The organism is Halomicronema sp. CCY15110, assembly GCF_016888165.1.
Classification (GTDB): domain Bacteria; phylum Cyanobacteriota; class Cyanobacteriia; order Phormidesmidales; family Phormidesmidaceae; genus Halomicronema.
The window spans coordinates 1-23,342 of sequence record NZ_JACSWC010000244.1 but is presented as its reverse complement, the minus strand read 5'-3'; the positions used below and the strand labels follow the sequence as shown (position 1 = coordinate 23,342).

Here is a 23,342-nt window from a genome sequence, read left to right as displayed (position 1 = left end):
GCACCCATCCCAGCATCAGAGTCTATTCGTCAGACCCTTCCATACTTTCAGAGGGCGTAATCACTGATTCGTAAGTGGGGCGAGAGGGCGTCCGCCGACTACTGAGATCAGCCATCAAGTCAACCTCAACATCCCGACTCGTACCATCCTCATGGGTCTCTACCTTATGAACGGCAATATCTAGTCCCAAAGATTGCAACTCTCGCATCAACACCTTGAAAGATTCAGGCGTGCCCGGACGAGGAATCGCTTTGCCCTTCACGATCGCATTGAGTGCCTCGTTACGGCCTTGCATGTCGTCCGATTTGACCGTCAACAGTTCTTGCAAGGTATAAGAAGCCCCGTAAGCTTCTAGTGCCCAGACCTCCATCTCGCCAAAGCGCTGACCACCCTGCTGGGCTTTACCACCCAACGGCTGCTGCGTCACGAGCGAGTAAGGCCCGGTAGAGCGCGCATGAATCTTGTCGTCAACTAGATGCACCAGCTTCAACATGTAAGCCACTCCCACAGTGACGGGGCGATCAAATGGTTCACCAGTGCGACCATCATAAAGCTGGATTTTGCCTGGATCATCCGGGTTGTAAACCCAATTCTGTCCCGTCTGATCGCGCGCATTTTGGAGTTGACCATGAGTCGTGTTACGAGATGCTTCTTTGTCATACATCTCATCAAAGGGCGTAATTTTAAACCGCACATTCAGGTTGTCGGCAGCCCAGCCCAATAAGCACTCGAACACTTGGCCCACATTCATGCGGGACGGTACTCCCAGAGGGTTCAGCACAATATCGACGGGTGTACCGTCAGGCAAATAGGGCATATCTTCCAACGGTAAAATCCGGGAGATAATCCCTTTATTGCCATGACGACCAGCCATCTTGTCGCCAACCTGAATTTTGCGTTTTTGAGCGACATAGACCCGCACTACCATGTTGGCTCCTGGCGGCAGTTCATCGCCCTGCTCTCGAGTAAAGACGCGAACATCTACAACTCGACCCTTTTCACCATTGGGCACCCGCAAAGAGTTATCTCGCACATCGCGAGCTTTCTCCCCAAAGATGGCGCGCAACAACTTTTCCTCAGGCGGCTGATCAGACTCACCTTTTGGCGTCACCTTGCCGACCAAAATGTCTCCTGATTCGACCCAAGCCCCGATGCGGATAATCCCACCCTCGTCCAACTGACGCAGGGAATCTTCGCCGACATTGGGAATTTCCCGGGTGATCTCTTCGGGGCCAAGCTTAGTTTGACGAGCTTCAATCTCAAACTTTTCCACGTGGATTGAGGTGTAAACGTCCTCAAATACCAAACGCTCACTAATCAAAATCGCGTCTTCGTAGTTGTAGCCTTCCCAGGGCATGTAAGAAATAATTACATTCTGTCCCAAGGCAATCTCGCCGCCCTCAGCAGCCGAACCATCGGCCAAAACTTGCCCCGCTTCGACGCGCGCTCCTTGAAATACCAAGGGTCGCTGATTCAAACAAGTGTCCTGATTAGAACGCTGGTATTTTTGTAGAGGGTAGTTATGAACTTTGCCCTCATCATCTTGGACTTGAACGAGATCGGCATCAACATAGATAACGTTGCCCGCTGTCCGACTCACAATCACCATGCCAGAGTCACGGGCCGCCTGCGCCTCTAACCCCGTTCCCACCAGGGGTCGCTCAGGGCGCAACAGGGGTACCGCCTGACGCTGCATGTTTGATCCCATCAAGGCACGGTTGGCATCGTCATGTTCCAAAAATGGAATCAACGAGGTTGCCACTGAAATAATCTGTACAGGCGAAACTGCCACGTAGTCAATTTCTTCCGGCACCGTCACGGCGAAATCCTGACGGTAACGCACGGGGATGCCGTCACCCAGGATATAGCCTTCAGCATCAGTGGGCAGATCGCCAGCCGCGACTCGCAGATCATCTTCTTCGTCTGCGGTCATGTAAACCGGCGGAATATCTCGCCGGACACGACCATTCTCCACACGATAGAAAGGCGTCTCAATAAAGCCAAAGTCGTTCACTCGACCATGGGTCGCCAATGAGCCGATCAATCCTGCATTCGGGCCTTCTGGCGTTTCAATCGGGCAGATTCGACCGTAGTGAGAAGGATGAATGTCACGGACCGCAAAACCAGCGCGCTCACGGGTAAGCCCTCCTGGCCCTAACGCGCTCAAACGACGCTTGTGGGTAAGCTCAGCCAGCGGATTCGTTTGATCCATAAACTGAGAAAGTTGGCTGGAGCCAAAGAACTCCTTAATCGCCGCCACAAGAGGCTTGGGGTTCACTAGTGACGCGGGCGTCAAAGAGTCGGCATCGGAGACGGTCATCCGTTCCCGAATAATGCGCTCTAGGCGGTTGAGGCCAACCCGCACTTGGTTCTGCAATAATTCACCGACCGATCGCACCCGACGATTGCCTAAGTGGTCGATATCATCAACCATGCCGGTATCGAATTCTAGATTGATCAGATAGTCGATCGCCGACAAAATATCGACTGGCGTCAACACCCGCGTTGTGTCTGGAATACTGAGTCGCAGCTTGCGATTAAGCTTATAGCGCCCTACTCGGCCCAAGTCATAGCGCTTGGGATCGAAGAAGCGAGATTCCAAGAGCTGCTGACCCCCGGACACTGTCGGCGGCTCACCCGGACGCAACTTACGATACAGCTCCAGCAGCGCCTCATCTTCGCTAAATTGCCCCTCTTTATCGATCGTCTTTTGGAAATATTCTGGGTGGCGCAGCGAGTCAAAAATTTCGGCATCGGTCAAGCTCAAGGCTTTCAGAAGCACCTGGGCAGAAATTTTACGAGTCTTGTCAATCCGCACCCAAACCAAATCATTCTTGTCAGTTTCGAACTTCAGCCAAGCGCCTCGGTTCGGAATTAAATTGGCGTTGTAAGTCCGGCGACCATTCTTATCCGTGTCCGCTTTGTAATAGACACCCGGACTACGAACAATCTGGTTAACAATTACACGCTCTGCACCATTGATAATAAAGGTGCCGCGATCGGTCATCAACGGCAGGTCACCAATGAATACTTCCTGCTCCTTAATTTCCCCCGTCTCTTTATTAATCAGACGAGTAGGCACGTACATTTGCACGCCATAGGTAGCATCTCGGCGCTTAGCCTCATCTACCATATACTTGGGGCTCTTGAGCTTGTAGTCCTTACCTACAAAGTGAAGCTCTAACTTGCCAGTGTAGTCAGTGATGGGCGAGAAGCTATCCAGCTCTTCAATTAGCCCCTCTGCCAGAAACCAGCGAAAACTGGATCTCTGGATCTCAACTAAATCAGGCAATGTAAAGTTAGGTGCCGTGGCGATTTGTTCGGTCATGCGTCTCCTCAGGCGGAAAAACCCTACAGTTTCTACAATAAAGTCGTTTTTGACGTCCCCTGATCCCTCATCAACGGGGATGGTGTGGACGCCAAACGAACCTACAAGGTGGCAATCGGCAGTCGGTCGTCAAAGGTGCCAAATACTTTCAATAAGATTCCAAACACGAAGCTCGGAGCCCGCTCAGGGCATTTCGATGGGCTGAAATAAACAGCGAATGCGGCAAACATAATTAAGTGGCAGATCACTCAATGGCAAATAGGCCGTCAAGGTTTACAGACAGATACGAAAAGAGACCAAACAACTTCAAAGCTTTGACCCGCTACTTTTACACACTTCAAACCAGCTTAGCAAAAAAGATCCCACCTACGGTCATTTGTCAACACCTGTTTCCTTGGAAATACGCTTGCCCCTAATCCCCTCACGGGTTAACAACGCTCAGAACTCCAGCAAATATTCATGCCGAAACCGCGAAGTCGTGAATCACGGGGAGCTTAAACAACGCCAGAGCATTTTGGGTTGTTTGGCCTGCCAGTGCTTCCAGAGACTCTTGGCGGAGTTCTGCTAAGTGACTGGCAACGTGAACAACGTTGGCGGGCTGATTACGACGCTCCTTGCGCTTGGGCACAGGGGTCAGAAAGGGGCAATCCGTTTCTACTAGCAGACGGTGATTGGGCACCATAACCGCTGAAGCTTTGACTTGCTGAGCATTTTTAAACGTCACAATGCCGCTAAAACTCACGTAAAATCCCAGATCTAGAAACCATTGGGTTTCTTCCGGAGTCCCAGCCCAACAGTGCATGACGCCGTGAATTGCCCCCACTTCAGCTTGAAACTTCTGGATTAACTTAGCGGTTCGCTTAGCGGCATCCCGACAGTGGATAATCACTGGCAGGTCAAGACGATGAGCGATCGCGAGTTGTGACCAAAAGGCTTGCTCCTGGATTTCTCGATCATTGGCTTTATAAAGATCCAGTCCGGTTTCGCCGATCGCCACCACTCGTGAATCTGACGTAGCCAAAGATTCAATTGTCGCAGCAGTGTCCGCAGACCACTTATCCATATCTAATGGATGCAAGCCAATGGCTAGGAACACCTCAGGAAAGCGGTCAGCAATGGCTTGCATATCAGCGAACTCACTAGGCTCAACGCAAGAATGCACTAAATGAGTAACCCCTTGAGCGCGCCAAGCAGCGGCGATCGCCTCTAGATCCGGCTGGAAGTCAGCAAAGTTAATATGAACGTGGGTATCAATTAACTGCATCGTGCAGTCATCATCTCCTCTAGCGGCATGCATCAGCTCCATGAATCCTCAGGTTACGAGGCAACGGCTTGTTGAGCCTCAACTGCTTTTAACGCTTTGCTCAAACGGGCTTTACGACGAGCACCAGCATTACGATGATAGACGCCACGCTTGACAGCTTTATCGATCTGACTGAAACTCTCAGACAATGCTGATTGAGCGGCTTCTAAAGTTGCGGAACTCGGTTCGGCAGCATATGCATCTAGCGCAACTAAGTAACGCTTAGTCAGCGTTTTGACCGCCGATCGATAAGACTTATTGCGCAATCGGTCACGCTCAGATACTTGGATACGTTTAATTGCAGACTTGATATTTGCCACAGCTTGCCCAACTTCAACTAATCAACTGAACAGAAGAAATATAATAACATCAATTTCCCAACGACGGGCAGGCGATGTGCGGATGGTCAAACAAAACCACGCTAAGCTATAACGTAGAGCAAGTTTTTGCTCGCTCTGCTGAAATTTTCTGAGATTGCATCTCACGTGATTTCGGCGATTTATCGATTACTTAAGTCAGGTTTTGTGCGAAATGTTGCGCATTATCAACCAGTTAGCTGATGCTCGGGTCGAGTTGCAACGCATTTGTGAGCGCACCCATGATGAGCAGGTGGTTCATAAAGAGGCGACCGTTCGAGAGATTTTGCAAACCGTTCAGCGCAATGGCGATGAAGCGCTGCTGCAATACACCGCAGATTTTGACCAACAGCATTTAACCGTTGACCAGTTACGCATTCGCGGTTCCGAGATTGATGCGGCTTATCAGCAGGCGTCAAAGGAGCTAATCGACGCCATTCGTTTAGCCTGTCGAAATATTGAGCGTTTTCACCGCAAGCGTCTGCCAGTCAGTTGGGTGGAATTTGAAGGGGATGTGGTGCTGGGTAAACGCTATCACCCTGTTGATAAGGCGGGTATTTATGTGCCCGGCGGTCGGGCATCGTATCCCAGTACGGTGTTGATGAATGCAATGCCAGCCCAGGTGGCTGGGGTTGAGCGCATTGTCATGGTGACACCGCCTGGGGCTGGTGGCGTCATTAATCCTGCCGTTTTGGTCGCCGCTCAAGAGGCGGGAGTCAGCGAAATCTATCGAGTGGGAGGGGCGCAGGCGATCGCCGCTCTCGCCTACGGCACCGCAACTATTCCAGCCGTGGACGTGATTACTGGCCCCGGCAACATCTATGTCACGTTGGCGAAGAAACAGGTCTTTGGCACGGTGGGCATCGACTCCCTGGCAGGGCCTTCAGAAGTGTTGATTATTGCTGACCGCAGCGCTGATGCGACCCATGTCGCGACTGATTTACTGGCGCAGGCAGAACACGATCCCATGGCGGCAGCGATTCTGATTACACCTGATGCGATTTTGGCCGAGCGCGTTGCGGCAGATGTGGCCCGTCAATTAGAAGGGCATCCGCGACAGACGTTGACTGAAAAAGCGATCGCAAACTATGGCGTCGCCATAGTCGTAGACAGCTTGGAAACCGCGACAGAACTGTCAAATCAGTTTGCTCCGGAGCATTTGGAGCTCGAAGTCAACGATCCATGGGCGCTGCTAGAGCGTATCCGGCACGCTGGCGCAGTCTTTCTTGGTCACGCAACTCCCGAAGCCGTGGGAGATTACCTCGCTGGCCCTAATCACACCTTGCCGACCTCTGGAGCGGCTCGCTATGCCTCACCGCTGAGCACTGAAACCTTTATGAAGCATTCCAGCTTAATCCAGTATTCGCCCAAGGCGTTGCATGAAGTATCCGGTGCGATCGCGCGATTAACCGAAGCCGAAGGATTACCTTCCCACGGTGATTCAGTCAGGTTTCGCACTCAGCCTCAAAATTTGCCCCGGCGTGAGCAAGCGAACGATCCATAAACTGGCGACACAACTTGACAGTCGCACCAGCAGGTTAGTTCAACGTTCTGCTAGCGCCTCTTGTTGCTGAATTAAGTCCGGCCCCCAGGAAGTCCCGATTCGGTTCGCACCAGCTTGCATCAATCGCAAGGCTTGTTCCGCCGTGCGAATGCCCCCCGACGCTTTAATCCCGACTCGCCCCCGGGACAATTCATGGAGTTGACGCACCGCTTCGACCGTAGCGCCCCCTTGCCAGCCAGTACTGGTTTTCAAAAAGCGGGCTCCGGCATCCATGCAAAGATCCGCAGCCGTTTTGAGTTCGCCCGGCGTCAATACGCTGGTTTCCAGAATGGCTTTCACCGGCACATTGGTGGCTTCACAAATTTCGGCAATTTCGCGATGGACGCGATCGTGCTGTCCCGACTTGAGCCAGCCCAGGTTAATGACCACATCTAACTCCGTTGCGCCATGCTCAGCTGCTTCCTGCGCTTCATACAGTTTGCAGCCCGAGGTCGTGGCTCCGGTCGGAAACCCAATCACCGTACAAATGGCGATCGCTGTCCCCTGCAACTGCTCCCGCGCCAGCAGCACATGGGTTGGGGCCACACACACCGCCGCAAACTGGTAGCGATCGCACTCATCACACCATTTCACCACTTGTTCAGGCGTTGCCGTGGGTACCAGCAAGGAATGGTCGATTAGCGGCGCGAGATCGACCTGTGGCAAGTCGCGCAAAGCAGCATAACTATCCATAAATTATGAAGAGCGGCAAAGTGTTATGCCTGGATATTAACTTACTGTGAAACTTGGCTACGAGTTGCCGATGTCTCAGCCGCCATGAAGAGAATCTAGCTAGGAACGGGAATGCTTAAAACGAGTTAACTCTCGTCCTTTTGTCGAGTGGAACCCTTCTTATGCCCCCACCGCGCATCTCAGCGATTATTTGCACTCACAACCGCGATGACTATTTAGGTGCGGCCATTGACAGCCTGCTCCAGCAAGACTTTGACCACTACGAAATCATCGTGGTCGATAACGCTTCCACTGATCAAACCCGTACCATCGTGGAAGCCCGGTTGCCCCACCCACGGCTGCACTATATTTACGAAGCGACCTTGGGCCTGTCGGCAGCGCGCAACACCGGAGCCAAAGCTGCCCAGGGCGAAATTTTGGCCTATCTCGACGACGACGCCGAAGCGAGTCGCGGGTGGTTGGCCGCGCTGATAGAAATTTATGAGCAGAACCCGAAGGTGGCGATCGCGGGGGGCCGTGTAACCTTGATCTGGCCTGAAAACCAGACACCGCCCAAATGGCTCTCAGTTAACATGACCGGAAATTTAGGCGCATACGATCTGGGCGATGAGATCACCTACATCACCCAGCCAGGACTTACCCCCAGGGGATTGAATTACTCAATTACCGCCGACTTTCTCAACCAAATCGGCGGCTTTGATGTCAACCTGGGGCGCGTGGGCAAAAACCTGCTTTCCAACGAAGAGCTGTACATGACCGAAAAGGCCCTGCAAATGGGCTATCAGGTGGCGTATTTGCCAAAGGCTTTAGTCGCTCATAACGTTGCCCCCAATCGACTAGCGCCCTCCTGGTTCATGAGCCGTAGCTGGTGGCAGGGCATTAGCGAATGCTATCGCGAGCAAGTAGCCGGTCGCTCCGGTAGCCATCAGTTAAAGGCCGGGGGGGAGCGACTGATTCGCGGCTTGTATAAAACGCTCAAGTATTTGCCTGATCCCGCGCAGCGATTTGAGAATTTGCTCTATGCCTACGGTCAAATTGGGTACCTTAGCAGTGTCGTGCGCGCGATGCTGCGGCCTGCCTCCGCTGGATAATCGCATCAAATTAAGCTCATACGTGGTGTATATCGCCGATCACTCACCCATGTCATCCTCAGACATCGATTTCTAACATCGGTTTCTAAATTAATCGTTTCTGCCCAATCTATTCATGACTCAAGACTCTCCCATGACTTCTAAACTGCCAGTCTCAGTACTCATTCCCGCCAAAAATGAGGAAGAAAACCTGCCCGCCTGTTTGGCCAGCGTCGCGCGGGCTGACGAGGTCTTTGTGGTCGATTCGCAGAGCGAAGACCGGTCGATCGAAATTTGCGAACAGCATGGGGCACAAGTTGTCCAGTTTCATTTCAACGGTCGCTGGCCCAAGAAGAAAAATTGGTCACTGGACAATCTGCCGTTCAAGCATGACTGGGTGCTCATCGTGGATTGTGATGAGCGGATTACCGATGAACTGTGGGATGAGATTGCGGAAGCCATTCAAAAACCGGGTCACAGCGGCTACTACTTAAATCGTCGCGTCTTTTTTCTGGGTAAGTGGATTCGTTTTGGGGGCAAATATCCTGACTGGAACTTGCGGCTCTTTCGCCATGCCCATGGGCGCTATGAGAATTTGCACACTGAGGAAATTCGCAATACGGGCGATAACGAAGTACATGAGCATGTGGTGGTGGAAAGCGGTGAAGTCGGCTATCTCAAGCAAGACATGCTGCACATTGACTTCCGCGATCTGTACCACTGGCTGCAACGCCACAATCGCTACTCTAACTGGGAAGCTCGGGTGTATTACAACATCCTCAATGGCATGGCGGAAGACGGCACGATTGGGGCGAATTTGTTTGGTGACTCGGTACAGCGCAAGCGTTTCTTGAAAAAGATTTGGGTACGCTTACCGCTCAAGCCTCTCCTCCGGTTCGTGCTCTTCTATTTCATTCGCCTCGGCTTTTTGGATGGCCGGGCTGGCTATATTTACGGTCGTTTGCTGAGTCAGTACGAATATCAGATTGGCGTCAAGCTGTTTGAACTACAAGAGTTTGGCGGACAGCTCAACGTGCAAAAAGGCAACTCGGCGGAAACGGCAGAGACGCCTGGAGAACCGACCGCGATCGCCTCAGCGAAGGCCCAAAGCTAGGCTGTACCATGCCTGACTCCAGTCATCAGCCACCGCTAGACGCCGTTCCAGAGGCGATCGAGACGCCAGCATGGATCGATCTACGCCAGTATGACCAATCGTGGTATTCACCCGGTCGGCCCAAATGGCTGGTGTTGCTGTGGTGGCTGGTGCAGGCCGTGATCTTTCCCCTCACGCTCCATGCCCACCATGCGCCGCGCCGTACGCTGCTGCGCTGGTTTGGTGCCCGTATTGGACGCGGGGTGGTGATTCGGCCCTCGGCGCGGTTTCACTATCCCTGGAAAGTGGAAATTGGCGACTATAGCTGGATTGGCAGCGGTGTGGAGTTCTACAGTTTGGGCCACATTCGCATCGGCAACCACTGTGTCGTGTCGCAAAACAGTTACCTTTGCACGGGGTCACATGATCCCAGCGATCGCGCTTTTGGGTTACAGGTCGCACCGATCACGGTGGAAAATGGCGTGTGGATTGCGGCGGGCTGCTTTGTCGGGCCAGGCGTGACCGTTGGGGCGAACAGCATCATCGGCGCTCGCAGCAACGTCTTTGGCGATTTACCCCCGGGGCAGATTTGTCTGGGTAGCCCCTGCCGCCCCATCAAACCCCGTACGATGCGCGAGTAGTCACCAGATTTGGCATCACGATGATTCCGGTCTCTGGGATAATGGGCCTGCTCCTATCGCGCGATCGCCATGACCTCCGCCAAAGCCAATAGTCTAGCTGCCTGGTTGCGGCGACTGAAGCCCAAAGGGCAGGGTGCCAATGTCTCGGTGCTTTTTATGTTCATGGGCATTATCATCACGGGTGCCTTTGTTTTGATTGCTTTGCTCGCTCCCGTCCTACAGTCTTGGGGCATTTTGCAAGACCCGACCGCCGCGCTGCAAAATCCGGTGCACCAGCCCCCTTCTCCCGACTATTTACTGGGCACCACGCGCCAGGGCTACGATGTGCTCTCGCGGGTCCTATTTGGTGCCCGGGCCGCCTGGCAAGTCGTGTTGCTCGCCACGCTGATGAGTGTATTTATCGGGGTGCCGATTGGCATGTTGAGTGGCTACCGGGGGGGCAAGCTCGATCGCGTGCTGCTGTTTTTTATGGACACGATCTACACACTGCCGGGACTGTTGCTGTCGGTCACGCTCGCGTTTGTGGTGGGTCGCGGCGTGCTCAATGCAGCGATCGCCCTCAGCATCGCTTATATTCCCCAATACTATCGAGTGGTGCGCAACCACACCGTCAGCGTCAAGACTGAGTTGTTTATCGAAGCCGCCCAGGCGATGGGCGCACCCACTTGGGTCGTGCTGAGCCGCTACCTATTTTTGAATGTGGTGCAGAGTATTCCGGTGCTCTTTACGCTGAATGCGGCCGACGCGATTCTCGTGTTGGGTGGACTCGGCTTTCTCGGACTGGGCTTGCCGGAACAGACGCCCGAATGGGGTGCGGACATTCGCCAAGCTCTGGATGCTTTGCCCACCGGGATTTGGTGGACAGCCCTCTTTCCTGGGCTCGCCTTAACGTTGATGGTGACGGGGCTGTCTCTGGTGGGCGAAGGATTAAATGAACTGGTCAATCCACTGCTCCGTCGCGAGAACTGGAAGTAAGTAACCGCGATCCTGACTTAATCTGAATTGGTGGGGCGTGGGGGCAAGTTACCTCCCTAATCAATCCACCCCCGGGCCGATTAGGCCCCAAGCACTCTGCGATCGCTAATCGCTGAATCCCTTCAGTTACAGCGTTTTCATGAACTTCATTGAAGTGCCTCAGCGACAATTTAAGAGCGGGTCAAAACAAGCGCCACAGTGGCGGCCTGATATTCTTTGGGTACATCGGTGTGTCGTTGATATGGGCAAAAACGGTCTCCGTGACACAACTATTGCTTTCCAGTTTTTTTGATGCTGGCGACCGCTGCCGGCTTGGTTGCGCCTGAGGTTTTCATGCCCTACCGCGCGATCGCTGTCCCTCTGCTAGCGTTAATCATGTTTTGCGTGGGGCTCACGCTGACGATGGCTGAGTTGATGCAGGCGCTGGCTCAGCCCCAGTTGCTAGCGCTAGGACTAGGGTTGCAATTCACGGTCATGCCCTTGCGGCTTGGTTGATTGGGCACGGTCTATCGTTGTCTCCTGACCTGACTTTGGGATTGATTCTCGTCGGTTGTAGCTCCGGCGACATCATGTCTAATTTTGTGAGTTACCTGGCAAATGCGGATGTGGCCTTATCCGTTTCCTGTACGCTGGCCTCGACGGTCATTGGGATCGTGGCTACCCCGCTGTTGGTTTGGCTGTTGGTAGGCCAGGCGGTGCCCATCGCCGTCGGCGGGTTGGCCATCACGGTGCTCAAAGTTGTGATCATGCCCATATCGGGGGGCATGCTTATCAACACGCTGTGGCACCGGCCACTTCAGCGCTGACAACCAAGTTTCAAGCTCGTCACGATATTTGCCGCATCGGTGGGGCTGGCGATTGTGGTGGCGTTGAATCATACGTAACTAGCGGCAACTGGCGGACTGCTGGTGATCGCGGTCGTGTTACATAATCTGGTGGGCTTAGGAGTGGGCTACTGGGTGCCCTACGCCTTGGGATATGACTCGGTGATTTGTCGCACCCTCTGTATTGAAGTGGGGATGCAAAATTCTGGCTTGAGCATCGCGCTGGCCTTGCAAAACTTCTCGGCATTGGCGGCACTCCCCGGAGCCATCTTTCGTGTTTGGCACAACTTGGCAGGAGCCGGACTGGCCAGCTGGTGGGGACGAGCCGCCGCTAGCCAACTTCACCGTCATGATTAGCGGCTGATCGTTGTAGGGTCACTGAGGGCCGTTCGCCAAACTGGGCTTGGTAGGCTTTGGCGAAGGGGTTGAGACTCCAAAATCCCCATTGGTTGGCAATTTTAGTGATGGATGTGGTTTGGGGATGGGCTTGTTTGAGCATTTGATCTAGCTTTAGCCATCCGGCAAGGGGCGCAGCTCGCCAAGCTGGTGCGCTGGTACGAGCCCTGGGCGGTGCTGAAAATGGCAACCAGTACCAACGCTGAGTTGTTTGCGATGTCTGGCCCGCGCAATCCTTACCCTGCCCCGCTCGGCGTGGTGGAAGAAGGGGCTCTGGCGGATTTACTTCTAGTAGCTGGCAATCCGCTGGAGAACATTGAGCTGATTGAAGACCCGGCTCAGAACTTCCTGGTGATTATGAAAGACGGGGTGATTTACAAGAATCTCGTTTCATAATCGGGGCGTTTGCGGCATCAGTAAGGCGATCGCGGTACTGATGCAGTCGCTCGATTCGATGTTTTTAGCGATCGCGGTCAACGTCTCAGCGGTGTCTGAGCTTGAACAATTGCAGAAAAACCGAGGACAAGGTCGCCGTTGACAACCCCAACATCAAGATGCCGCTAATCGCTTCCATGGCTCCCAATAAGCGCCAAGGCTCGGCCATCACAATATCGCCATAGCCCAGCGTCGCGAAGTTGACCGCTGAGTGATAAAAAGCCTGATCGTATTGCTCGAACTGTCCGATCAGGACAAAAACGAGCGCCCACAACCCAACCTGCACCAGAGAACTCACTAACAAAAAGAACAACGTGATGCTGAGGACGATAGACCCTCCCCACCAATGCGCTTCCTCTCGCACTCGTCGCCGTAATTTAAACCGGTTTGATAGAAAGCCAATTAACGCTGAGATCGAAAACGCCTGAACGGTTTGCCCGATCAAAAACATCGCCATACCAATGAGCAAGACAGCAAGATAGTTCACAACTATGAAACTCAAACCTATGACAGTTAAATTACGTCAGTTGAGCTTCGTTGGCGCGATCGCGTTAGTGGCGTCTCTGGGCCTGAATGCTGGCCAGTCCCCGGCCACCGACGCGGCCAACCCGCCACCACCAGCGCCACTGGCAGCAGGCCTAGCCGAGAATATCCCGGGCGGCGAGCTTTACCAGAACGAGCGACCAGCGTCTGAAGCGCCGCCTGAGGCTGAGAATTGGCCTCAGGCAGTGCCGCGATCGCTCAGTCCCCTGATTGCGGCGACGGCATCCCCCTTGACCAAGTCGAACGCCCCAATGTGGGTGGTTTTCTGGATGTGGCGATCGTGGGGGAAGATCCCGGGTCGTCTGTCAACGTGCGGGCCGAGCCGACTTTAGCCAGTGCAGTGGTGTTGCAGGTCCGGGTGGGCGATCGCTTGTTTGCCTCAGCCCGCCAATATGCCCCCGACTCCGGCGGTGCAGCCCCGGGGGCCGTTTGCGAACTTTGGTACTTGGTGCAAGCGACTGAACTGCTGGGCTGGGTGCGCGGCGATCTCATTGGGGTTGACGATGTGGCCTGGAGCCGTCAACCGTGATAGCTAATGGCTGGCTAGAAGGGAGGTGTAAAGCTTCGCGCCCTCGTTCAAGCGATACACTCTAGTGATATTTCACGGGCTGTATTGACATGAAACGTGTATCGCCGCTGCCACGCCTGATTCCGATGAGCGCCCAACGACGCTGGTTTGAAAAAGTGATGGCGGCGATCGCCTTGCTCAATTTTGGCTTAGTGCTGCTTGACCTGAGTTACATTCCACTCCGCAACGTCTACCGAGTCATTGCGCCAGACTTAACTGAATGGTACGGCCAACAATTCAAAGGCATTACGCCCCACCCATTTACGGTGGACTATCTGGAGAAAGTGACGGAACTGGAGAATCTGGTCGCGGAGAGCGGTCTCTCGGCTGCCGCCACCGAGGCCATGCTCGCCGAGCTACGAACCGCCAGCAACCACATGATCGCCGAAAATCCGTTCGACGTGGCCAACAAATCCGGCACCTTGGAACGCATCAAAGAGCTGATGCGGCGTCACGTTGAAACCACCACGGGTGAGTCCTACGAATCAGCCACAGAGGCTTTCACCACGTTTTGGACGAATGATTACTTGTCGCAGGCGGGCTACCAATCTCAAGTCCAATTTTTTGATCAAGAAATCCGTCCCTTAATTGAAACCAACTATTTTCGCGGCATCGGCTTCAACGGCAAACCCGCAAATAACTTTATTGCCATTGACAGTTTCTTTATTGCGATTTTCAGTGTGGAACTACTGCTCCGAGTGCTGGTGCTTCGTCGCCGCTATCCAGGACTCAAAATTTGGGATGCGATGCTTTTTCGCTGGTATGACTTATTGCTCATTATTCCATTTTCGCTGTTTGCCCCCACTTGGCTACTGTTACGGGCCATTCCCGTTGTCACCCGCATCAAGCAGTCAAAATTGCTGAATCTGAACCCCCTACGGCAGCGCCTCGTCAGCTTTTTGATTTCCAGCATCGTGGTGGAATTGACGGAATTCGTCTTGGTTCGCATCATCAATCAACTGCAATCATCGATCAAAAAGGGGAATTTAGCTCAGTTTGTATTGAACGATAAATCTCAACCCTCCCAATACATTAACTTGGGCGAAGTGAACGAAATTAGCGCGATCGCCCAGCAAGTATCGACTACCGTCATGGATGAAACCTTGCCCAAGGTGCGGCCCCAAATCGAAGCGCTGTTAACCTACACAGTCTCTAATGCCTTCACGCGATCGCCCCTTTATCGCCAACTTGGCCACCTGCCTGGATTCAACACCCTTTTGCAAAATACGGTGCAAGAACTCGTCGATAGTCTGTGTGGAATGCTATACAGCAGCCGCGATCCGAAAGACCCAGATCCCCAAAGGGCGCAGCTAGTGAAAGACTTGGTCGAAAATTTCGATCAATCATTTCGAGCCGATTTACAAGACAATCACGGGGTCGAAAAGATTGAAGCGCTGGCACTAGTGTGGCTGGAAGAAATCAAGATTAATTACCTGCGGCAAGTCGCGATCGAGGATGAAGCCATTTTGCAAGAACGAAGTCGAGAACTCTACGCCATGACTCGCATCACCCCCCAACCTTAAACCAGTGACCCATGCCCCAACTCCGATGCTGTTTTTGTCAGTTGAGAACATCGCCCACCGGGCAAATCTTGACAGTCATCTGCGCCGTAATCAGGGCTGCATTGTGGGGATGGGGGACATGCGCTAATCCAGCGATCGCCGTCCCTCTAACGCCCGAGCCAACGTCACCTCATCCGCGTATTCCAAATCACCCCCCATCGGTAGCCCAAAAGCAATGCGAGTCACTTTGGTAAACGGTTTCAGCAGTTGGCCCACATACAAAGTCGTCGTGTCACCTTCGATGCTGGGGCTGATCGCAATAATGGCTTCCTGAATGTTGTCCTGATTCACGCGATGCACCAGCGGCCCAATATTCAACTGCTCGGGGCCAATGCCTTCCATGGGGGAAATCAAACCGCCTAGCACATGATATTTGCCCCGATATTCTCGGGTTTTTTCCAACGCAATCACGTCGCGTGAATCGGCCACGACGCACAACGTTTGTAAATCTCGGCTGTTGGACTTGCAGATGTCGCAGACGGGCTCCGCCGAGAGATGAAAGCAGATCGAGCAGTAGCCCATCTGCGACTTGGCGTCCACGAGGGCCTGAGCCAACGCCTGCACCTCCGCATCCGGCCGTTTGAGCAGATGCAGCGCCAATCGCTGGGCCGTTTTGGGGCCGATGCCGGGCAGTTTTTGCAGCTCTTCGATGAGCCGAGCCAGGGGACGAGCGTAAATGGTCGGAGTCCTCCAAAGGATGGGAGTGAGAACGCGAGCGAGCGGCTACCACCGGGGCTACTGCCGTTTACAGATTTTAAGGCTGGATGCCCATTCGGGCGCAGGGCCATGCCCAAACCCTCAAATAACTAGGCGAGTTGCGATATTTTGACGCGGTTGCGGCCGCGCTGGAGTGCGGTCTCTACCGCTTGTTCAGCCGTTTCAATCAGTGGTTGACCATCGGTTGCCTGGCTGACATCGGCGATCGCCCCCCCCACCGCTACATTGGCATCGCCGTTTTGCGCTTCAACCAAGCTGGGCAACTGTGCCAACACCGTTGCTTGCAAATCCTCGGCATATTGAGTCATCGCTTTCGGCGTCAGCCCTGGCACCGTCGCTGCAAAGGATCCTTGGCCATTGCTATACCAGCGAGTTGTCGGCGTCGATCGCTGCGCCAAAATCTTCGCCACCGCTGCCATCACCTCGGTTGCGGTGTCCTGCCCTGGCAACCCAGGCAACACCTTGAAGGTCAGGACACCGAACGTCGTTGTCGGCCCTTCAGGAGCGCGCGATCGCAACTGCTGGAGTTGGGCCGCGATCGCGGTCGGCAACAAATCTCGGCGCAGCAACGCCGTCGTGGGCTCCAGCAGCCCCAACTGGTTTAACTTTGCTTCATATTCTTGATGTAGCACAGTCGTTTTTTGCGCCTCAGACTGGACGGCTTGAGTTTTCTCGTCAACTTGCTGAAGCAGGCTCTCTACCTGAGTTTGCTGCCGCGAAATGCGAACATTGCGGCGAATGACCGTCGGCACCGACACCAACAATCCCAGAATCACCCCAATTGCTAAGGTTCCGAGAAGAACAAGCGCCAACGATTGCTGATATTCCCAAACAAAGAGTTGAATTGTAACCAGATTTGTGTTTTGCAGCGCGAATAAAATAGCAAGGAAGGCTATCACTAACGCTGAAACGACATACAGTCGCATAATTTCTCCGATCGCTGTCCTTCCTATCAATCCTAACGGCAAGCGGTTTCTAGATAAAAGTGACTGGGCTGTTAGGCCGGATGGGCGCACCGCTGTGCCCCCAGGCAAGTGCATTCACAACTATTTTGGGGCATCGCGCCAGCGCAATCCAGACCAAGAGCAATTGGCAGACTTAGAGGCATGAAGACGACGACGACGAATGATATCAACGGCTGTTGGCTCGGCACCTATTGGCAGGCAGGACAGCCAATTCAGTTCGAGGCAACTTTAGTGCAGGGCGGCAGTGTCGTTGATGGCCGCATTTTAGATGCCAACTATCTAGGCGAATCCTCCCTTCGGGGCGAACTGATGGGGCAGCGCATCTTTTTTATCAAGCGCTACTTGACGACTTCACCGAACCCCATTCGCTACAGCGGCATGCTTACCAAAGACGGCAATTATATGTATGGTCATTGGCGCATTGGCTCGTTTGACTCTGGGCGCTGGGAAGCGTACCGAGGCTATGATTCCTTGTCAGCAGAGTTATCGGCTTTGATCGCCACTCATCCACCGACCCGAGCCGCCAGAGTCGATGACGATGTGTGGGAAATTTAAGGCGGCTCGGCGCAACGTCCACGACCCCAGAGAAATTTGCCCAGATGGTGGTCTCTGGATTTTGCGATATGGTGAGACGGGTCTTGCTGGTTGGCAAAAACTCCCTGCCGGTGTTTGAGATAGTCGCAACGCCACAGCGGTAGCGGGCCAAGCATGACGCAATGCAAGCACAGCAACAACGATCGCCATGTGGCAGCAAGCTTGGGCATATGCCATCGACAATAGCGACAAGTTCATCGCGGCGCTTCAGCAGCATTTGCTGTTGGTGGCGGTGCCATTGACGATTGGCATTCTATTCGGGTTGCCGTTGGGCTGGTGGAGTGCCCAGTCCAAGACCGTTTCGACGGTGGTGATTAACGGCTTCAATGCGCTGCGGGTAATTCCGAGCTTGGCGATCCTGTTTTTGGCGATTCCGGTGTTGGGGCTCAGCTTTGCCTCTGCCGCGATCGCCCTCACCCTGCTAGCCATGCCGCCGATTCTGATCAGCACTGACATTGCCTTTCGCACCATCGCCCCCGCCATTCAAGAAGCCGCCGTGGGCATGGGGATGGGCAAGCCCCAAATTTTGCGCCAGATCGAGATTCCGCTGGCCTTACCCGTGATCATCGCGGGCATCAAAACCGCCACCGTAGAGGTCATCGCCAGTGCGACTTTGGCGGCCTTTGTCGGCGCGGGTGGCCTGGGCGATTTCATCGTTTTAGGCTTTGCTGCCTATGACCCGGCGATCTTGCTGGTGGGGGCGGTACCCGTCGCGCTACTCGCGCTGATCGCGGAGATCAGTCTGAGTTGGCTCCAGCGCTGGTTGCAGCCGTGAGTGCCCGCGATGATGAGGGACGTGCTCCCCACCAAAGGTCCCACACCGCATCCGCCACTCCCCATCCACTCACCCACGCACCCACTCATCACCCCCAGCCCCTGTCCCCAACCGGACTGTTATGTTCCGGCTAATCCCGGTCGTCGCCCTGGCTGGAACCGCCATCGCCAATTTTTCCGTAAAATCGAGGCACCTAGCGGACTGCTGCCATGACGCTGAAACAGACGATCGCTGCTTATCTGGATGACACGAACCGCGATACTGGCGGCTGGGTGACCGGCGCGATCGCGCTGCTGACGGTGGCCGCTGGGGGGCTCTTGGTGCTCAGCACTTACGAAGTCTCGACTGCCTGGCAGCCATTCCTGCATGTCGCCGCTAGAGCCATCTTGCTCTTGTTTGTGGTGGAGTATGGGCTGCGGCTGTGGACGGCCGAGCGTTGGTGGCGCTATGTCTTCAGCATCTATAGCCTGGTTGACCTGATTGCGATCGTCTCCCTGGTGCCCGGGGTGCTCAATTTGCCGGGATTGCAGCTGCTGCGTTGGCTTCGGGTGCTGCGATTGTCGCGGCTGTTGAGCGATCGCGCTATTTTGGCCCGCATGACCGCCTCTGATACCCTGGCCGTCGTCAGAATCATCTCCACCGTCATCGGCATTATCTTTGTCTATGCCGGACTGATTTTTCAGGTCGAGGAGCACTATCAGCCCGAAACGTTTGGCACCTTTTTTGACGCAGCTTACTTTGCGGTGGTCACGATTACCACGGTCGGTTATGGCGATATCACCCCGGTTTCCGACGCCGGGCGACTCTGCACCATGTTGATGATTCTGACTGGCATCGCCCTGATCCCCACCCAGTTGGGGGATCTGATCCGACGCATTATCAAAGTCTCGAATTCGGTGGAACGGCCCTGCGATCGCTGTGGTTCAGTGCTCCATGATCCCGATGCTCTCTTTTGTAAGCGCTGTGGGGCATCGCTGATGCTGCCGCCGCTGTTTCAGCAAATCTCGGATGACGAGGCAACGGCGTTAGCTTGGCCCACCGCCCAGCCAGGGGCCATTTCGGATGACCCATCTGCCCTTGTCGATGCGATTGATACAGCTTCGGCCCCGCCGCCCCAAAACCCGGCTTGATCATTCTCAAAATTCCTGAGTGCTTTTGGCACGGAGCGATACAATATGCCTTTTGCATCGGCATATGAGTGTACGGGCTGTGTCGCCACTAGATCTACTATGGGCCTTTATTGGATTGGTGCTGACCATTGCCGCGACATGGTCAGAAGCCTTCATCACCAATGCTCCGTGGGCCTGGAATGAAACGGGGATTCAAGTCTATTCCCTGGGGGTGAGTTTTCAGGTGGGAGCCGTCTTGCTGACCGCCTGTGTCGGGGGCAAAAATGCCGCCACCCTGGCCCAAATCGCTTATATTGCGCTCGGCCTTGTACTGTTCCAATTTTTTGGCTTGCCCATCTTCACCCAAGGGGGCGGCTTCGGCTATGTGCAAGAGCCCAGTTTTGGTTACTTGCTGGGCTTTATTCCCGCCGCGTGGGTTTGCGGGTATCTGGCGTTTCGCGATCGCCCTAAACTGGAGTCATTGGCGTTCAGCAGCCTGTGCGGGTTGGGCGTGATTCACGGGTGTGGGCTGGCGTATCTGGCGATCGCGTCGCTGGGGGGCTGGTTGCAACAGGTGACCTTTCCTGCCTGGGAGGCAATTTTGGCTTATTCCTTGGCACCGCTGCCAGGACAGCTCATTATGGTATGTGCCGTCTCGGTGGCGGCCTATCTGCTGCGGCAACTCTTGTTTTATTGAGGCTTATGAACAAGCTTAAAAATCCCCTGTTTTGGGTTGCGGCAATTATTGGCCTGGTGCTCGACCAACTGACTAAACTCTGGGTGGTCAACAACTTTGAGCTGACCATTCCCCCTGAGACGATTCCGCTCTGGCCCGGCGTCTTCCATTTCACCTACGTCACCAACACAGGCGCGGCTTTCAGCCTGTTTAGTGAAAACGGGGATTGGTTGCGGTGGCTGTCCCTGCTCGTCAGCTTGGCCCTCATGGCCTTGGGTTTATTCATCGCCCTGGCCAATCGCTGGGAACAGGTGGGTTATGGCTTCATTCTCAGTGGCGCATTGGGCAATGGCATCGATCGCTTTTTGAATGGCGAAGTGGTGGACTTTTTTGATTTCCGCCTGATTCGGTTCCCGATTTTCAACGTGGCGGATGTGTGCATTAACATCGGCATTGCCTGCCTGATCATTGCCGCGTTTCGGGTGTCCCATGACGATGCTTCGGGCGGCAACGGCACCAAACCGCCCAAAAAAGGTGGGAAAAAGCTGAATTCTTAGGGCGCGTCATCCATTCCTGCCAAGAACCTGGCGGGGTCAGCCTGATCGCGCCCGTACTCCCGAGACAAACTAGGGCCTGCCGTCTGTCTGCCGCCAGGCTGTGACGATTAAATGATGACCGGTCCTAGGGACAGTCTGGCGATCGCCCCTGTCGATACTGTGTTCCCTGGCGGCGACCAGTAGAATATTTATCAGTCCTTTTTTGTGCGCGTATGAGTTCCTCGTCACCGCCACCGTCACCGCCCCCACCCCCTCAGACCCTGCTGGGTAATGTCACCCAAGCCTTTAAGGCGGTGCAGCAAAAAATCGACTTTTCCAAAATCGCCCTCAAGTCGGGGGCGCGTCCCGCCCAGCTCGAAGTTTCTTATCAGGGTAAGGTCGAATCGTTTCCGCTGTTGGGCGATCGCTACCTGCTAGGGCGCAGTTCGCAACAGAGCGACATCGTCGTCAACAGCCCCATCGTCAGCCAAATTCACACCTCCATCACCCGCGATCCCAATCGGCCTGGTCGCCCCTTTGTGATTAAGGATAAAAAATCCACCAATGGCCTGTATCACGGCAAAAAGCGGCTCAACTATTGGGTGATGCAGCATGGCGATGTGCTGACCCTCGGCCCCGCCGATCTGGCCGACGGCGTGACGCTGCGCTATCTCGATCCGCCCCCGGCTTACATGCAAGGGCTGAAATACGGTCTCTACGGCTTTACGGGGATTACTGCCGTGGTCGGCCTGTGGATTGTCGGGCTGGAATGGCCCAAAATTCCCATGCGCCCCTTCCCGGAGTCGGTGCAGGGGCCAGTCGTCATCTACGCCGAAGAAGGGGGCGACGTGATTCCCCTGCGACCCGAACCCACCCAAGCTCATCAGGAAAACCGTCGCATTGCTGACTACGGCCCCTATTTGCCCAAGGCCGTCGTCGCCTCCGAAGACACTCGCTACTACTGGCATTTGGGCATTGATCCCCTGGGCATTGCCCGCGCCTTGGTGACCAACATTCGCGGCGGTGGCATTCGCGAAGGCGGCAGCACCATTACCCAGCAACTGGCTCGCAGCGTCTACCGCGAATATGTCGGCACCGATGATTCTGCCGGACGCAAAGTGCGGGAGGCGGTGGTGGCGCTAAAGCTCGAAAGTTTTTACAGCAAAGACGATCTGCTGTTGTTTTACTTGAATCGCGTGTTTCTCGGCGGCAACTTGTACGGCTTTGAAGATGCCGCACAGTTTTACTTTGGCAAAACGGCCCAGGAACTGAGCCTGTCCGAAGCGGCGACATTGGTGGGCATCTTGCCCGCGCCCAATGCCTTCAATCCGGTGACGAACTATGAGGCGGCGGTGGCCTATCGCGATCGCGTCCTCGATCGCATGACCGCCCTGGGCATGGTGAGTGCAGAGGAAGCCCGCCGCGCCCGGCGATCGCGCATCGAAATTAGTCCCGACGCGCGGGAAGAATTGCAGAGTATCCGCGCCCCCTACTTTTACAGCTACATCTTCCGCGAACTAGAGACGGTGCTGGGCAGCGGCCTGGCGCGAGAAGGTAACTTCATCGTCGAAGCGACATTGGATCTGGATATGCAAGCCGATGCGGAAGCGGCGTTGCAAAGCCATATTGCGACCACCGGCGCGGCGCTGAACTACAGCCAAGGGGCGATCGTCACCCTGGATAGCACCACTGCGGCCATTCGCGCCTATGTGGGCGGCGTCGATTTTCAATCCAGCCAGTTCGATCGCGCCTCCCAAGCGTTGCGGCAACCTGGTTCGACCTTCAAAGTGTTTGCCTATGCAGCGGCTTTGGCGGACGACATTCCCCCCGGTCAATCATTCGACTGTAGCGGCCTGAACTGGAATGGCCAATTTTTCGACGGGTGCCGCTCCGGCGCGGGGGCAATGAATATGTATGACGGGTTGGCCCTATCGGAAAACGTCGTGGCCCTCCGCATTGCCCAGGAAGTCGGCCTCAACTCGGTGGTTCAAACCGCCCAAAGTTTGGGCATTGAAAGCGACCTGACGCCAGCGCCGGGGTTAGTGCTGGGCGAAAGTGAGGTAACACCGCTGGAGTTGACCGGAGCCTTTGGGGCGATCGCCAACGACGGCCTGTGGAATCCGCCCCACGGCATCCGGCGGGTGCTCGACAGCAGCGACTGCACCGACCCCAACGACGCTAATAGCTGCCGCGTCATTTACGAATTCGGCCAAACGGGCGACACCAATCAGCAGGCTATCTCACCCGCGATCGCCCAAACCCTCACCGATATGATGCGGGGAGTCATCCAGGGCGGCACTGGACGCAGCGCCGCCATCGGGCTAGGCGAAGCAGGCAAAACGGGCACCACCAACGACAACCGTGATCTCTGGTTTGTCGGCTATGTGCCCAATCGCGATCTGGTCACTGGCGTGTGGCTCGGCAACGATGACAACACCCCCACCAACGGCAGCAGCGGCGACGCCGCCGACCTGTGGGGCACCTACATGGGCGATGTCACAAGATAAAGCGAAAAGAAAATTGAGTCTTCAAATAGAGGGCTGACTATACTGAATCTGTCTACTACCGCATAGCGGAAATGCATATACCCTTAAGGAGTGAGTTTTAGAGGCTGACGTCGAATGCCTGGTCCCGCCCTTC

General features: G+C 54.8%; 23 protein-coding genes and 1 pseudogene. 17 read left to right on the top strand and 7 right to left on the bottom strand.

The features are described 5' to 3' along the window. Positions 1–22: 22 nt before the first annotated feature. The 3 genes from rpoB to rpsT all read right to left on the bottom strand — a co-directional run bounded on the left by rpoB (position 23) and on the right by rpsT (position 4,951). Entirely contained in the window at positions 23–3,328 is a 3,306-nt protein-coding gene (rpoB, locus tag JUK32_RS09515; protein ID WP_204138622.1) for a DNA-directed RNA polymerase subunit beta, read from the bottom strand. A gap of 457 nt (positions 3,329–3,785) precedes the next feature. Next, a complete protein-coding gene (locus tag JUK32_RS09510) occupies positions 3,786–4,592 on the bottom strand; it encodes a TatD family hydrolase (protein WP_204138626.1) in 807 nt (268 codons plus the stop codon). Between the two features lie 53 nt (positions 4,593–4,645). Beyond that, positions 4,646–4,951, bottom strand: a complete 306-nt coding sequence (rpsT, locus tag JUK32_RS09505) for a 30S ribosomal protein S20 (RefSeq protein WP_204138621.1) — start codon at positions 4,949–4,951, stop codon at positions 4,646–4,648. A gap of 211 nt (positions 4,952–5,162) precedes the next feature. On the opposite strand from rpsT, the gene hisD reads away from it, so the two are divergent. Beyond that, the gene (gene hisD, locus JUK32_RS09500; protein WP_204138620.1) at positions 5,163–6,491 is read left to right on the top strand and encodes a histidinol dehydrogenase; all 1,329 of its coding nucleotides are present in this window, start codon (positions 5,163–5,165) and stop codon (positions 6,489–6,491) included. Positions 6,492–6,530: 39 nt separating this feature from the next. Here hisD and deoC read toward each other — a convergent pair whose 3' ends face one another. Continuing rightward, the gene (gene deoC, locus JUK32_RS09495; protein ID WP_204138619.1) at positions 6,531–7,223 is read right to left on the bottom strand and encodes a deoxyribose-phosphate aldolase; all 693 of its coding nucleotides are present in this window, start codon (positions 7,221–7,223) and stop codon (positions 6,531–6,533) included. 161 nt (positions 7,224–7,384) lie between these two features. Here deoC and JUK32_RS09490 point away from each other — a divergent pair, with 161 nt between their 5' ends. From JUK32_RS09490 to JUK32_RS09450, 8 genes and pseudogenes are all read left to right on the top strand, one after another. Beyond that, positions 7,385–8,314 (top strand): glycosyltransferase family 2 protein, encoded by a 930-nt coding sequence (locus JUK32_RS09490; RefSeq protein ID WP_204138618.1) that lies wholly within the window; start codon positions 7,385–7,387, stop codon positions 8,312–8,314. 133 nt (positions 8,315–8,447) lie between these two features. After that, positions 8,448–9,407, top strand: a complete 960-nt coding sequence (locus tag JUK32_RS09485; RefSeq protein ID WP_204138617.1) for a glycosyltransferase family 2 protein — start codon at positions 8,448–8,450, stop codon at positions 9,405–9,407. Between the two features lie 8 nt (positions 9,408–9,415). Then, entirely contained in the window at positions 9,416–10,027 is a 612-nt protein-coding gene (gene hpsU, locus JUK32_RS09480; protein WP_204138616.1) for a hormogonium polysaccharide biosynthesis acetyltransferase HpsU, read from the top strand. Between the two features lie 69 nt (positions 10,028–10,096). Continuing rightward, positions 10,097–11,002, top strand: coding sequence for an ABC transporter permease (locus JUK32_RS09475; RefSeq protein ID WP_204138615.1), 906 nt, complete (start codon positions 10,097–10,099; stop codon positions 11,000–11,002). A 291-nt stretch (positions 11,003–11,293) separates the two neighbouring features. Then, positions 11,294–11,497, top strand: a complete 204-nt coding sequence (locus JUK32_RS28000; protein WP_204138614.1) for a hypothetical protein — start codon at positions 11,294–11,296, stop codon at positions 11,495–11,497. Continuing rightward, positions 11,494–11,808 carry a bile acid:sodium symporter gene (locus JUK32_RS09465; protein ID WP_309224521.1) on the top strand — a complete coding sequence of 105 codons (315 nt, stop codon included), beginning with the start codon at positions 11,494–11,496 and terminating at the stop codon, positions 11,806–11,808. The genes JUK32_RS28000 and JUK32_RS09465 overlap by 4 nt, the downstream gene beginning before the upstream one ends. A 114-nt stretch (positions 11,809–11,922) precedes the next feature. Beyond that, positions 11,923–12,183, top strand: a complete 261-nt coding sequence (locus JUK32_RS09460; protein ID WP_204138612.1) for a bile acid:sodium symporter family protein — start codon at positions 11,923–11,925, stop codon at positions 12,181–12,183. A gap of 150 nt (positions 12,184–12,333) precedes the next feature. Beyond that, a pseudogene (locus JUK32_RS09450) lies at positions 12,334–12,618 on the top strand (amidohydrolase family protein); the annotation flags it as partial. An 85-nt stretch (positions 12,619–12,703) separates the two neighbouring features. Here JUK32_RS09450 and JUK32_RS09445 read toward each other — a convergent pair. After that, on the bottom strand, positions 12,704–13,144 hold the full coding sequence (locus JUK32_RS09445) for an ion channel (protein ID WP_204138610.1): 441 nt from the start codon (positions 13,142–13,144) through the stop codon (positions 12,704–12,706). A gap of 228 nt (positions 13,145–13,372) precedes the next feature. Between JUK32_RS09445 and JUK32_RS09440 the strand changes: the two genes are divergently transcribed. Together JUK32_RS09440 and JUK32_RS09435 are read left to right on the top strand one after the other, a co-directional pair. Next, positions 13,373–13,729: an SH3 domain-containing protein gene (locus JUK32_RS09440; protein ID WP_204138609.1), complete on the top strand. Its 357-nt coding sequence runs from the start codon at positions 13,373–13,375 to the stop codon at positions 13,727–13,729. An 89-nt stretch (positions 13,730–13,818) separates the two neighbouring features. Then, positions 13,819–15,291 (top strand): hypothetical protein, encoded by a 1,473-nt coding sequence (locus JUK32_RS09435; RefSeq protein WP_204138608.1) that lies wholly within the window; start codon positions 13,819–13,821, stop codon positions 15,289–15,291. 123 nt (positions 15,292–15,414) lie between these two features. Here JUK32_RS09435 and recR read toward each other — a convergent pair whose 3' ends face one another. Together recR and JUK32_RS09425 are read right to left on the bottom strand one after the other, a co-directional pair. Further along, a complete protein-coding gene (recR, locus tag JUK32_RS09430) occupies positions 15,415–16,029 on the bottom strand; it encodes a recombination mediator RecR (RefSeq protein WP_204138625.1) in 615 nt (204 codons plus the stop codon). A gap of 107 nt (positions 16,030–16,136) precedes the next feature. Then, positions 16,137–16,973 (bottom strand): lipopolysaccharide assembly protein LapA domain-containing protein, encoded by an 837-nt coding sequence (locus JUK32_RS09425; protein ID WP_204138607.1) that lies wholly within the window; start codon positions 16,971–16,973, stop codon positions 16,137–16,139. A gap of 180 nt (positions 16,974–17,153) precedes the next feature. On the opposite strand from JUK32_RS09425, the gene JUK32_RS09420 reads away from it, so the two are divergent. The 6 genes from JUK32_RS09420 (at position 17,154) to JUK32_RS09395 (ending at position 23,209) form a co-directional block, all read left to right on the top strand. Next, positions 17,154–17,567, top strand: coding sequence for a hypothetical protein (locus JUK32_RS09420; protein ID WP_204138606.1), 414 nt, complete (start codon positions 17,154–17,156; stop codon positions 17,565–17,567). 187 nt (positions 17,568–17,754) lie between these two features. Further along, entirely contained in the window at positions 17,755–18,381 is a 627-nt protein-coding gene (locus tag JUK32_RS09415) for an ABC transporter permease (RefSeq protein ID WP_204138605.1), read from the top strand. A 209-nt stretch (positions 18,382–18,590) separates the two neighbouring features. After that, on the top strand, positions 18,591–19,511 hold the full coding sequence (locus JUK32_RS09410) for a potassium channel family protein (protein WP_204138604.1): 921 nt from the start codon (positions 18,591–18,593) through the stop codon (positions 19,509–19,511). Positions 19,512–19,575: 64 nt separating this feature from the next. Next, positions 19,576–20,187, top strand: coding sequence for a biotin transporter BioY (locus tag JUK32_RS09405; protein ID WP_204138603.1), 612 nt, complete (start codon positions 19,576–19,578; stop codon positions 20,185–20,187). Between the two features lie 5 nt (positions 20,188–20,192). Beyond that, positions 20,193–20,723, top strand: coding sequence for a signal peptidase II (lspA, locus tag JUK32_RS09400; protein ID WP_204138602.1), 531 nt, complete (start codon positions 20,193–20,195; stop codon positions 20,721–20,723). A 212-nt stretch (positions 20,724–20,935) separates the two neighbouring features. Next, entirely contained in the window at positions 20,936–23,209 is a 2,274-nt protein-coding gene (locus JUK32_RS09395) for a transglycosylase domain-containing protein (RefSeq protein ID WP_204138601.1), read from the top strand. Positions 23,210–23,342: the final 133 nt, after the last annotated feature.